Genomic DNA, 11,836 nt, shown 5'->3' with positions numbered 1-11,836 from the left:
GACGCATGGTGTCCTGGTTGGTGCGGAGAAGGAGTGCACCGGCGAAGGAGGCTCCTGTGGCGCGGGATCGGCTGGAGTTGGGTGAGGTCCTGGCCGCGGCGGCGGACGCCGCGCCGGTGGCCTCCATCGACGTGGTCGCCCGCACCCTGCGGGAACGGTTCGACGCGGTGGCGGTGTCGTTCCTGTTCGTCGACGTCATCGGCCGGCAGGTGGTGCGGTTCACCGAGAAGGCCGCGGCGCACCGGGGGAAGGGCGTCGAGCTGATCCCCCTGACCGGCAGCGTCTACGAGCGGGCGCTGCGCACCCAGCGGCTGACCCGGGCGTCCGGCGGGCGGCGCGGGCACCGGGTGATCGTGCCGGTCACCAACCGGGGCGACGCCATCGGCGTGCTGGAGCTGACCCTGCCCGAGGCGGGACGGGACGTCCTGGAGCAGGTCGGCCAGGCCGCGCACGCGCTGGCGTACATCATCGTCGCCGACCGCCGCTTCACCGACCTCTACCACTGGGGGCGGCGCACCACCCCGCTCAGCCTGGCCGCCGAGATCCAGCACCAGCTCCTGCCCGCGTCCACCTGCTGCGAGGCCGCCGAGTTCACCCTCGCCTGCGCGCTGGTGCCCGCCGACAACATCGGCGGCGACACCTACGACTACACCCTCGACCACGACACCCTGCACGTGTCCATCACCGACGCCATGGGCCACGACGTCGGCTCCGCCATGCTGGCCACGCTGCTGGTCAACGCGTCCCGCGGCGCCCGCCGCGCCGGGCGCGACCTGACCGAGCAGGCCCGCCAGACCCACCAGGCCATGGTGGACCACGGCCGCGACGCGCTGGCCACCGGCCTGCTGCTGCGCATCTCGCTGGACGGCACCCGGGTCGAGCTGGTCAACGCCGGGCACCCGTGGCCGCTGCGGCTGCGCGACGGCCGGGTGGAACGGGTCCGGCTCGACGTCGACCTGCCGTTCGGCACCCCGCTGGTGGACGCGCACCGCGTGCAGGAGATCGACCTGCGGCCCGGCGACCGCCTCGTGCTCCACACCGACGGCATGCAGGAACGCCGGGCGCAGAAGGTGGACCTGCCCGCGCTCATCCGCGGCACCGCGTCCGAGCATCCGCGCGAGGTCGCGCGGGCCCTGACCACCGCGGTCGACGACGCCACCGGCGGCAACCTCCAGGACGACGCCACCGTCCTGTGCCTGGATTGGCACGGTCCTCAGTCCGGAGGCCGTCCCGCGCGGGCCTGAACCCGTCGTGCGGTGCGGCCTCGTCGAGGCGGTTCAGTCGGGGCGGAGGGCGGGGATCCGCACGGTGAAGGTCGAGCGGTCGGTGACGCGGACGGTGCCGCCGAGGGCGGTGACCAGTTCGCGGACGATGGTCAGGCCGAGGCCCGTTCCGCCGCCCGCGCGGGTGCGGGACTCGTCCAGGCGGACGAACCTGTCGAAGATCCGTTCCCTGTCGGCCGCCGGGACGCCGGGCCCGTCGTCGGCGACGGTCAGGACGACGGCGCCCGCCTCCGGCCGGACCGTCGCGTGCACCGCCCCGCGGGCGTGCCGCGCGGCGTTGTCGAGGAGGTTGCGGACGACGCGGCCGAGCCGCACCTCGTCGCCGGGGACGAGCGCGGGCCGTTCGGCGTCGCAGGTGAACACGGGCGCGCCGCGGACGTAGGCGCGTTCGGCGACCTGCTCCTCCACGATGTCGGCCAGGTCGACGGCGGCGCCGGTCCGCGGCGGTCGGCCCCCTTCGGAGGACAGCAGGAGCAGGTCGTCGGTGAGGCGCTGGAGGCGGGCGGTGTCGGCGAGCGCGGCGGAGACCACGGCGGGCCAGTCGGCGCGTTCCGGACGCGCCAGCGGTATCTCCAGCGTGCCGCGCAGCGCGGCGAGCGGCGAGCGCAGCTCGTGGGAGGCGTCGGCGACGAACCGCCGCTGGCGGACGAGGGCCTGTTCGAGCCGTTCGAGCGTCTCGTTGGTGGTCCGCGCGAGCCTGGCGATCACGTCCGCCGAGGGCGGGACGGGCACGCGCCGGTCGAGGGCCCCCGCGGTGATGCCGGCCATCTCGGCCCGGATCGCCTCCACCGGGCGCAGGGCCCTGCCGGTGACGAGCCAGGCGGTCAGGCCGACGAACGCCACCGCGACCGGGAGTCCCAGGCCGAACACGCGGTCGAACGTGGCGACGGCCGCCTCGGCGCCCCGAGGCGAGGCGAGCGCGTAGACGGTGAGCCGCTGGGCCGTCCGCACGTCGTCCAGGCCGGTGATCCGGCGGATCCGTTCGGGCGGCAGGACGTCGGTGGTCCCGACAACGAACGTCCGGAGGGGCCGCTCGCCTCCCTCCGCGGCCGGCGGCCGGAGCCTGCGGGTGCCCCAGCCGACCGTGGGCGCGAACCCCGGCCAGGCCCGTTCCGGGCTCGGCCCGGACGCCGCGTCCATGCCGCCGCCCAGCCTCCCGTCGGCCAGCACCACGACGAACGGGCTGTCGAACCCGATCGGCTGGCGTCCGGCCTCCAGCGCGGAGACCACCTGGAAGGCGTCCTGGGTCGCCCGCCTCTCCGCCTCGTCCGCCCACCGCGCCCCGATGCTCTCGCGGGCCCAGAACACGCCGAGGCCGAACGCGACGGCGGCCGCGGCCATCGCGCCGAGGGCGGCCTTGGTCCGGACCGACCACCGCCGCGGCCGGCGCTCACGCATCGCGGGCCGCCAGCCGGTAGCCCGCGCCCCGTACGGTCTGGATCGTCGAGCGCCCGAACGGCAGGTCGAGCTTGCGGCGCAGCGCCCGGACGTAGACCTCGACGATGTTGACGTCGCCGTCGAACGCCTGGTCCCACACCTCGTCGATGATGTCGATCTTGGCGACGGCCTCGTCCGGGCGGCGGGCGAGGCACTCCAGCACCGCGAACTCCTTGGCGGTCAGCCGCACCTCGGTGCCGCCGCGCCGGCAGCGCCGGGCCGCCGGGTCCAGCCACAGGTCGCCGACCTTCAGCGCCGCCGGGCGGACCGCGCCGCCGCGGCGCAGCAGCGCGCGGAGCCGCGCGACGAGCACGACGTAGGAGAACGGCTTGCAGAGGTAGTCGTCGGCGCCGGTGTCGAGCGCCTCGGCCTCGTCGTACTCGCCGTTCTTCGCGGTCAGCATGAGGATCGGGACGGTGCTGCCCTCCGCGCGCAGGCGGGCGCAGACCGCGTACCCGTTGAGGCCGGGCAGCATGATGTCGAGGATCAGCGCGGCGTACGGATGGGTGCGGGCGAGGGTCAGGCCCTCCCAGCCGTCGCCGGCGACGTCGACCGCGTACCCCTCCCCGCGCAGGCCGTCGCTCAGGGCGGTGGCGAGCCGTTCCTCATCCTCGATCATCAGCAGCCGCATCGGCTCAGTATGCACGCGCGCCGAAGTCCGAAGCTGAAATGCTCTTCAGCTCGCTTAAGCGGGTCTTCAGCCGCGATCGGCCAGCCTCGGCCGCATGTTCTCGCCCCGCCGCGTTTCCTGGACGGTCGCGGCCGTCCTTTTCACCGCCTATTCCACACTCTCGCTCGAACGGCACCGCCGCATGGAGAGCACGGGGTACGATCTGGGCATCTTCGAGCAGGCCGTCCGCGGCTACGCTCATTTCCGCGCGCCCGTGTCCGACTACAAGGGCCCGGGTTTCAATGTGCTCGGCGACCATTTCCATCCGATCCTCGCCGTGATCGCCCCGCTGTACCGGCTCGCTCCGAGCCCGGTGACGCTGCTGGTCGTCCAGGCCGCGCTGCTCGCCCTCTCGGCGGTCCTGGTGACCCGGCTCGGTGCCGAGTGGTACGGAGTGCGCGCGGGGGCCTGCGTCGGCTTCGGCTACGGCCTGGCCTGGGGAATCCAGCAGGCGGTGGTGTTCGACTTCCACGAGGTGGCCTTCGCCGTCCCGCTGGCCGCGCGCTGCGCCGTGCTCCTCGCCCTCCACCGCGAGCGCGCCGCTGCCGCGTGGTCGCTCCCGCTGCTGCTGGTGAAGGAGGACCAGGCGCTCATCGTCGCCGCGATCGGCGTCCTTGTGTTCTGTAGAGGTGAACGCAAGGTCGGCGCACTACTGGTCGTCATCGCGGTCGCGGCGGCGGCGCTGACCACTCTCGTCATCATCCCGGCATTCAATCCGAGCCATTCCTACGCCTATTTTGGAGTGGCCGAACCCGGGCCCGCCAACCCGATTCTCCGGCTCATCGAACCCGTGACGACAAAGGCGTCCACGGTGCTGGCGCTGTTGGCCCCGACGCTCTTTCTCTGCCTGCGCTCGCCGCTGGCGCTGATAGCCGTTCCGACGCTCGCGGCCCGTTTCTGGGCCGCCAACCCGCTGCTCTGGGAGCCCCGGTTCCACTACAGCGCCGTGCTGGTGCCCGTCCTGTTCGCCGCCGCGCTCGACGGGCTGAGGCTCCTGCGGGCGAGCCGCCTTCCGCAGCGGCTCACCGGCGCCGTCCAGGCCGCCGTGCCCGTCCTCGTCCTCGCCGCCGGGCTCGTTCCCACCGTGATCGGCTCGCAGCCCCTCGGACGGCTCGCGCACGCGTCGTACGGTCACGTGCCGTCCCGGGTGGCGGCCGCGCGGCGGGTGCTGGCGATCATCCCGGACGGGGCCGCGGTCGCCGCGTCCAACCGCCTCGCCCCACAGCTCACGGGCCGCTGCCGCGTCTTCCGCGTCGTCCCGGTCATGCTGGCGCTGCGCCCGGAGTGGGCGGTCGCCGCACCTCCCGGTCCCGCGCCGACGCCGCTGAACGGGGAGGGCGCGACCATCAAGCGGCTCGCGCTCTGGGGCTACCGTCCCGTGGCGAGCGGCGGCGGGATCGTCCTGTACCGCCTCCAGAACCCCGCCAGGACGGCCTAGACCCGCCCGGGACGGATCAGGATTCTCCGGAGAGCTTGGTGGAGGCGACGGAGGCGTTGGCGATGGCCCGGGCCGCGGTCTGGGTGGACGAGCTGTTGTTCAGCTCGGTCAGTTTCGCCTTGTTGAGCGCGTGCACGGTGAACTCGTAGGTGTTCACCGTCCGGGGCGAGCACGGGCCCTGGTAGCCGTACAGGCTCGCGCTGCCGCGGTAGTAGACCTGCCTGGCGCCCGCCGGGACGGACGGCATGTAGGCGTGCTCGACGTTCTGCGGGAGCGACGTCGCGGCGGGCGGGATGTCGTAGATGACCCAGTGGATGAGGTTCGCGTTGTCGAGGTCGCGCATGACGATCGCGTAGCTCTTCGCGGCGGCCGGCGCGCCCGCCCACGCCAGCGGCGGGGACTCGTTCTTCTGGCGCGGGTCGTTGCCGCCGCTCGTGCACTCGTGGACCTTGGGGATCGTCCCGCCCTCGGTGAAGGCGGAACTCGTCAGGGTGAACGCGGCGCGCGGCCCGGACGCCGCCGCCGCGCCGGACGGTACGGCGGCGGCGGTGGGGAGGGCGAGCGCGCCGGCGACGAGCAGGGCGTGCGGCGCGATGCGTTTGATGGTCACGGAGATCTCCTTGGGAGCCTGGGGCGGAGCGGCCCGTCACCTGAGGTGCGTTCGAGATGCGTAGGGATGCGCTGGAGTGCGTTGCCCGCGCTGCGGGCCCGCGGCCTCACACGAGGCCGCGGGCGCGGGCGTCAGCGGGCGGCGGCGGACCTGGCCTTGGGGACGAGGCAGCCGGGACGGTTGGTGTCGATCACGCTGCCGGGGCGACGCAGCCGGCGAGGGTGTAGGTCTCCTGCGCGTACCCGATGTTGGGACGCACCGTCACGTTGCCGTTCTGGTCGACCTCACACGGGTTGTTGAGGGTGCACCGGCCGCCGCTCTCGTTGATGGTGTTGTTGGCGCCGATGACCTTGCCGGACGCGACGTCGATGACCGGCGAGCCCGAGGTGCCGCCGATGACCTGGCACTCGGGCGTGTAGCGCAGCGAGTCCTTCCAGGTCCACGCGGCCTCGCGGACGCGGTAGGCGAAGCCGTCGACGCGGCAGGAGTAGATCCGCTTCCAGTAGCCGGACACGACGCGGATGTCCGCGCCCGCGGTCGGGTGGTCGAGCGACAGTTGCAGCGCCGGCGTGTTGTACGACTGCCTGATCTGGGCGTAGGTGGTGCTGAGCTTGTAGAGCGCCACGTCGGTGTCGGTCATCGTCGCGTACAGCATCGTCGTCGCGCGCAGGGTGCCGAGCGTGCGGCGGCCGGTGGAGTCCAGCAGGCTGAACGTGCGGCTGGACGGCCGGTTCCTGATCACCTGGCCGGCGCCGGGCTCGCCGCCCTCGTAGCAGTGGCCGTTGGTGAGCACCAGGGCCGGGTCGGTGTCGGCGGCGCCCGGCACGCGGACCAGGGAGCCCGAGCAGTTGCTCAGGGCCACGATGCCGGTGAAGTCGACGGCGACCTTCGGCGGCGCGGGCGGCGCGGGCGCGGCGGAGGCGGCGTCGACGGCGGTCACCGACGCGGCGCCGAACACGGCGGCGGCGATCACGCCGAGCAGGCGTCTGGACATGGCGGGGTCCTCCCGGGCGGGTCGAGAAGCGGTCGGGCGGGCACGGGCGGCGGCGGCCCCGAACCGCCGTCGCCCGCGGGGTGGTGGATCGTCTGGCAGCGCGACGGTAACCACGGAACCCGCGATCGAGAAGGCCCCGATTCGGCCGACCTGCGAGGACGGCGGCGATTGGGCAGGCAATGACAAGTCCGTCCGGCAATGGTGACGTTCCGTCGCCGTTCGACCACGTGAAAGGGAACGGGCGGCGGTTCCGGGCGTCGCGTCCTGAGGGGCCGGGAAATGGCGGGGTCAGGTCGCGGAGTTCTCCGGGTGCGTTCGTTGGGCGCGGGCTTCGGCGTGGAGGCCGAGGGCCTCGTAGCTCTCCGCGAGACGGCCTCGGCATTTCGCGCCCGCCGCGTACGCCTCTTGCGACGAGAACAGTTCGGCGGCGCGAAGCAGGAGCGGCACGGCCGCCTCGTGGTCGCCCAACCCCTGGTGGGCGTAGCCCCATTGCTCGTTGAAATAGGCGTCGCCCAGGCGGTGGCCGATGCTCCCGGTCAGGGCGAGGCCCTCTTCGCACAGTTTCGGCACGCGTTCGTAATGGCCCGCGGTCAGGTGGACGCGGACGAGCGTGTAGAGCGTCATGCCCTGGTACGCGGCCTCGCCGAGGTCCCGCGCGATCGCCAGGGAGCGTTCGCAGGCGTCGGCGGCGCGGACGTGCTCGCCCTTCTGGCTGAGGACAAGGCCCAGCACGCGCAGGCAGTGGAACGCGGCGTGCCCGTCGCGGACCTCGCGGGCCAGGGCGAGGCCGCGTTCGGCGTCGCGCTCGGCGTCGTCCAGGCGGGCGAGGAGCTGGGCGCAGTAGGCGCGCAGGCCGAGCGCGCGGGCCAGGTCCGGGCGGGCGTGCGCGCTCTCGAACACGGTCGTGCACTCGTCGATCAGGGGGTACGCGTCGGACGGCCGGCCGCGGTCGGCGGCGATCACCATCGCGGCGCGGTAGCCGCAGCGGGCGGCGGCGGCCTCGTCGCCGCAGGACGAGGCGGCCTCCATGACCGTCCGCCAGAGGTGCTCGGCGTCGTCGTGGCGGTGGTTCAGGTGCAGGTGCGCGGCGAGCCGCAGGACGAGGCCGGTGGCCAGCCGGAAGCGCCCCGCCTTGCAGGCGATCTCGACGGCGGTGCGCAGGCTCGGCAGCTCGCCGTCGAGCCACTCCGCCGCGCCGGGCTCGATCAGCTCGGCGACCAGGCCGTCGTCCACCACGACGCGCTTGGTGAAGCGCGCGGGGGCCGGGAAGTACGGGTCGCGGGGCACGCGGGCGTCGGCGGCGTCGACCAGCTCCAGCCAGCCGAGGGTGAGCCGTTCGAGCGCCGCCTCCGCGCCGGGGTCCTCGCGGAGCCGCTCGCCCGCGTACTCGCGGATCAGGTCGTGCATCCGGTAGCGGGGACGGCCCGCGCGGTCCACGCCGGCGGCGTCGAGCAGGCACTTGTCGACCAGCGTGTCGACGGCGTCGCCCGCCGGCCCGCCGAGCAGGACGCCCACCAGCCAGGCGGCCACGTCGTGCGGCCCCGCGAGGGCGAGCAGGCGGAACGCGCGCCGGGACCGCTCGTCCAGCGAGTCGTACCCGGCCTCGATGTGGGCGCGGACGGCCGCGTTCCCGGCGACGAGGTGGTCCAGGCGGCGGCTGCGGTCGAGCAGCAGCCCGGCGAGGTGCGCGAGCGGCCACGACGGGCGGGCGGCGAGGCGGGCGCCCGCGATGCGGACGGCGAGCGGCAGCCCGTCGCAGGCGGCGACGAGCCGTCCGGCGTCGTCGCGCTCGGCGTCGATCCGCGCGGCGCCGATGATCCGGCCGAGCATCCGGACGGCCTCGGCGGGCGGCAGCCCCGCCAGGTCGACCAGGTGCGCGCCGTCCAGGTTCAGCGACCGGGACCGCCCGGTGACGATGATCGCGGCGCCCGGCGCCCCGGGCAGCAGCGGCGCGATCTGGTCCGGGTCCGCCGCGTCGTCGGCGAGCACGAGCACCCGGCGGCCCGCGAGCCGGGACCGGTACGCGGCGGCCCGTTCGGCGAGCGTGTCGGGGATGTCGGCGGGCGCGACGCCGACCGCGCGCAGCACCTCGTTGAGCACGACCGCCGGGTCCCGGGGCGCCGACGACGCGCCGGCGAGCTGGAGGTAGAGCTGCCCGTCGGGGAACGACGCGGCGGCGGCGTGCGCGGCGTGCAGGGCGAGGGAGGTCTTGCCGACGCCCGGGGCCCCGGTGATGTGGACGATCGGCGGCGCGGCCGACGTCGCGGCGGACGCGAGCAGCTCCGCGATGCCGTCCCGTTCGGCCTCGCGGCCGGTGAAGTCGCGGACGCCCGGCGGGAGCTGCCGCGCGAGCGGGGCCGGGGCGGGCGGCGCCTGCGCGCGTCCGGCGGCCGGGGCGGCCGGGACGAGGCCCGGGTCGTTGACCTTGACGCGGTGCCACATCCGCTGGAGCTCGGGACCGGGCTCGGCCCCGGTCGCGCGGACGAGCGTGTCGTGCGCGTCGTCGTACAGGTGCAGCGCCTCGGCCCGGCGGCCCGACCGGTACAGGGCGAGCAGGAGCTGCGCCCACAGGTGCTCGTGCAGCGGCTCGTCGTCCACCCAGGCGCGCAGCATCGGCACCAGGTCGCGGTGCCGGCCGAGCGCGAGGCCGGCGACCGCCAGCTCCTCCCGCGCCTGGCGGCGCTCGGCGAGCAGCCCGGCGACGAGCCCGGACGTCGCGGCGGTGCGCGGCAGGTCCGCGAGCGGCGGGTCGCGCCACAGCGCGAGGCCCCGCCCGTACAGCTCGGCGGCGAGCGGCCCGTCCCCGCGGTCGCGGGCCTCGCGGGCCTGCCCGAGCAGGTCACGGAACGTGGCGAGGTCGAGGGAGTCGCGCTCGCCGAGCCGCAGCCGGTAGCCGCCGTGGCCGAGCGGGACGCGGTCGTGCGTGAGCACCCGGCGCACCCCGCTGACACAGGTCTTGACAGCGCCGGGGCCGCGCGCGGCGAGCAGGTCGCCCAGCCGGGCGGTGCTGAGCGGGCGGTCGCCGGTGAGGGCCAGGACGCAGATCGCCGAGCGGATCAGCGGCTGCCGCACCGCAACGGGCCCGCCCCGGTCGGACAGCACCTCCAGATGCCCGAGAATCCGCACCTCCACGCGCTCTCACCCCTGTCCGCAGGCCGTCCGGGATCACGGTAGTGAGCCGGGGCCCGCGCGGCGGTGTCCGGATCCGGTCACAGTCAGATGGAGTCAACGCCTTCGTCACCGCCGCCTGCGCGGTCATGCTCGCTAGCTGACGGGGACGGCGGGGCACCGGGCGGGCACGGGGGCGTGCTGACCTTCGGCTGACCTTGACCGTCTAACGTCAAAGGCTTCTGACGGGGTTTGGAGTTGCGGGGTGACGATGACGACGACGCGCCCGCCGTCCATCGGCGAGTTCGGCCGGGACGGGCTGACGCTGGATCCGCGCTACGGGGAGTTGCGCCGCGCCGGGGGGCCGGTCGTCCGCGTGCGGCTCCCGGACGGGGGCGAGGGCTGGCTGGTGACCGGCTGGGAGGAGGCGCGCCGCGTGCTGTCCGACCCGGCGTTCAGCCGGGCCCTCGCGGTCGGCCGGAACGCGGGCGCGCGGCGCCGCGAGACGTTCATCACCGACATGGACGCGCCCGAGCACACCCGCGTGCGGCGGCACGCGGTCCGGGCGTTCACGCACCGGCGGGTGCAGCGGCTGCGCCCGCGCGTCGAGGAGGTCGTCGCGGACCTGCTGGACGCGATGCTCGCCGAAGGCCCGCCCGCCGACCTGGTCGAACGGCTCGCGCTGCCGCTGCCGATCACCGTGATCGGGGAGCTGCTCGGCGTCCCGCCGGGCGACCGCGACCGGTTCCAGGGCTGGTCGGACGCTTTCCTGTCGACCTCGGCGTACTCCCCCGACGCGATCCGGGAGGCGCACGCGCGTCTGGACGCGTACCTGGTCGAGCTGATCGACCGGCGCCGCGCCGAGCCGTCCGGCGACCTGCTGTCCGCGCTGGTGCACGCCCGCGACGAGGAGGGCGGGCTGGACGAGGACGAGCTCGTCAACCTCGGCGTCGGCCTGCTGATCGCCGGGTACGAGACCACGGCCGGGCAGATCGCCAACCTGGCGTACACGCTGCTCTCCCGGCCGGAGCGGTGGGCCCGGCTCGCCGCCGACCCGGACCTGCTGCCCACCGCCGTGGAGGAGCTGCTGCGCTTCGTCCCGCTCGGCTCCGACACCGGGATGCCGCGCGTCGCGGCCCGCGACGTCGAGCTCGGCGGCGTGCGGATCGCCGCCGGGGACGTCGTGCACGTGGCCCGCGCCGCCGCCAACCGCGACGAGTCGGTCTACACCGACCCCGAGACGCTCGTGCTCGACCGCGCCGACAACCCGCACCTGGCCTTCGGGCACGGCATCCACCACTGCCTCGGCGCGCACCTCGCGCGGCTGGAGCTGACCGCCGCCCTCGGCGGGCTGCTGCGCCGCGTCCCCGCGCTGCGGCTCGCCGTCCGCGAGGACGAGCTGAGGTGGAAGGAGGGCCTGGCGGTGCGCGGCCTCCGCGAGCTGCCCGTCACCTGGACGGGGGCCGTGTCGTGAACGGGCTCCAGCCGGACACCGACGCGGGGCCCGGCTGCGCGCCCGACCTCGGCCCCGCGAGCCCGGCGCGCGTGTACGACTACCTGCTCGGCGGCAAGGACAACTACGCCGCCGACCGCGTCCTGGTGGACGACCTGCTGCGGCTCCAGCCCCACCTGGTGGACGCGGCCCGCGAGAACCGGGCGTTCGTGCGGCGCGCCGTCCGGGACCTGGCGGGCCTCGGGATCGGGCAGTTCCTCGACATCGGCTGCGGCCTGCCGACGCCGCGCAACGTGCACCAGATCGCGGCCCGCCACGCCCCGGGCGCGCGCGTCGCGTACGTCGACAACGACCCGATCGTGCTCGCGCACGCGCGCGCGTTGCTGACCCACGACGGCGGCGTCCGCGTCGTCCAGGCCGACCTGCGCAAGCCGGACGAGCTGCTCGGCCTCGCCCGCGACGGGCTGGACCTGTCGGCGCCGGTCGCGGTGCTGCTCGCGTCGGTGCTGCACCTGCTCGCCGACGCCGAGGACCCGCACGGCGCCGTCGCCGAGCTGCGCGGCGCGCTCGCGCCCGGCAGCGCCCTCGTCGTCTCGCACCTCGCGACCGGTTTCTCCTCGGCCGCCGCCGCGCTCTACACCGAGCGCTGCACCGCGCCGCTCGTCCCGCGCGAACGGCACGACATCGCCCGCTTCTTCGGGGGCCTGCGCCTCGCCGACCCGGGTCTCGTGCCCACCACCCGGTGGCGGCCGGACGGCCCGGCGCGGCCCGACGAGCACGCCCTCATGTACGCCGGGGTCGCGTTCGCCTGACCGCGGCGCGGCGGGTCCGGGGACCCGGCCC

At 75.1% G+C, this 11,836-nt stretch carries 9 protein-coding genes; 4 read left to right on the top strand and 5 right to left on the bottom strand.

Features of this window, described 5'->3' with window-relative positions; all coding sequences use genetic code 11:
• Positions 1–56: 56 nt before the first annotated feature.
• Positions 57–1,244, top strand: coding sequence for a PP2C family protein-serine/threonine phosphatase (locus GEV43_RS31155; RefSeq protein ID WP_309239933.1), 1,188 nt, complete (start codon positions 57–59; stop codon positions 1,242–1,244).
• A 33-nt stretch (positions 1,245–1,277) separates the two neighbouring features.
• On the opposite strand, the gene GEV43_RS31150 is transcribed toward GEV43_RS31155, so the two are convergent.
• Positions 1,278–2,681, bottom strand: coding sequence for a HAMP domain-containing sensor histidine kinase (locus tag GEV43_RS31150; RefSeq protein WP_160823721.1), 1,404 nt, complete (start codon positions 2,679–2,681; stop codon positions 1,278–1,280).
• On the bottom strand, positions 2,674–3,351 hold the full coding sequence (locus tag GEV43_RS31145; RefSeq protein WP_160823720.1) for a response regulator transcription factor: 678 nt from the start codon (positions 3,349–3,351) through the stop codon (positions 2,674–2,676). Before GEV43_RS31145 ends, GEV43_RS31150 begins: the two co-directional genes overlap by 8 nt.
• 94 nt (positions 3,352–3,445) lie before the next feature.
• Here GEV43_RS31145 and GEV43_RS31140 point away from each other — a divergent pair, with 94 nt between their 5' ends.
• Complete coding sequence (locus GEV43_RS31140) at positions 3,446–4,828, top strand: DUF2079 domain-containing protein (RefSeq protein ID WP_160823719.1); 1,383 nt, start codon at positions 3,446–3,448, stop codon at positions 4,826–4,828.
• Positions 4,829–4,844: 16 nt separating this feature from the next.
• On the opposite strand, the gene GEV43_RS51505 is transcribed toward GEV43_RS31140, so the two are convergent.
• From GEV43_RS51505 to GEV43_RS31125, 3 genes are all read right to left on the bottom strand, one after another.
• Positions 4,845–5,438: a YbhB/YbcL family Raf kinase inhibitor-like protein gene (locus GEV43_RS51505; RefSeq protein ID WP_206681342.1), complete on the bottom strand. Its 594-nt coding sequence runs from the start codon at positions 5,436–5,438 to the stop codon at positions 4,845–4,847.
• A gap of 190 nt (positions 5,439–5,628) precedes the next feature.
• A complete protein-coding gene (locus tag GEV43_RS31130) occupies positions 5,629–6,432 on the bottom strand; it encodes a serine protease (RefSeq protein WP_160823718.1) in 804 nt (267 codons plus the stop codon).
• A gap of 288 nt (positions 6,433–6,720) precedes the next feature.
• Positions 6,721–9,564 (bottom strand): BTAD domain-containing putative transcriptional regulator, encoded by a 2,844-nt coding sequence (locus GEV43_RS31125; RefSeq protein WP_160823717.1) that lies wholly within the window; start codon positions 9,562–9,564, stop codon positions 6,721–6,723.
• Positions 9,565–9,811: 247 nt separating this feature from the next.
• On the opposite strand from GEV43_RS31125, the gene GEV43_RS31120 reads away from it, so the two are divergent.
• Entirely contained in the window at positions 9,812–11,014 is a 1,203-nt protein-coding gene (locus GEV43_RS31120; RefSeq protein WP_160824895.1) for a cytochrome P450, read from the top strand.
• Positions 11,011–11,805, top strand: coding sequence for an SAM-dependent methyltransferase (locus GEV43_RS31115; RefSeq protein WP_160823716.1), 795 nt, complete (start codon positions 11,011–11,013; stop codon positions 11,803–11,805). The genes GEV43_RS31120 and GEV43_RS31115 overlap by 4 nt, the downstream gene beginning before the upstream one ends.
• The last annotated feature ends 31 nt before the right edge of the window (positions 11,806–11,836 follow it).

The organism is Actinomadura sp. J1-007 (assembly GCF_009793335.1).
GTDB classification, from domain to species: domain Bacteria; phylum Actinomycetota; class Actinomycetes; order Streptosporangiales; family Streptosporangiaceae; genus Spirillospora; species Spirillospora yumaensis.
Note: the sequence above shows the minus strand (reverse complement) of the source record. Positions and strands in the feature narration are given on the sequence as shown.

Coding starts and splice junctions, on each gene's coding strand:
- GEV43_RS31150 (WP_160823721.1), bottom strand. CDS start 2,681: ATGCGTGAGCGCCGGCCGCGGCGGTGGTCGGTCCGGACCAAGGCCGCC.
- GEV43_RS31145 (WP_160823720.1), bottom strand. CDS start 3,351: ATGCGGCTGCTGATGATCGAGGATGAGGAACGGCTCGCCACCGCCCTG.
- GEV43_RS31140 (WP_160823719.1), top strand. CDS start 3,446: ATGTTCTCGCCCCGCCGCGTTTCCTGGACGGTCGCGGCCGTCCTTTTC.
- GEV43_RS31130 (WP_160823718.1), bottom strand. CDS start 6,432: ATGTCCAGACGCCTGCTCGGCGTGATCGCCGCCGCCGTGTTCGGCGCC.
- GEV43_RS31120 (WP_160824895.1), top strand. CDS start 9,812: ATGACGACGACGCGCCCGCCGTCCATCGGCGAGTTCGGCCGGGACGGG.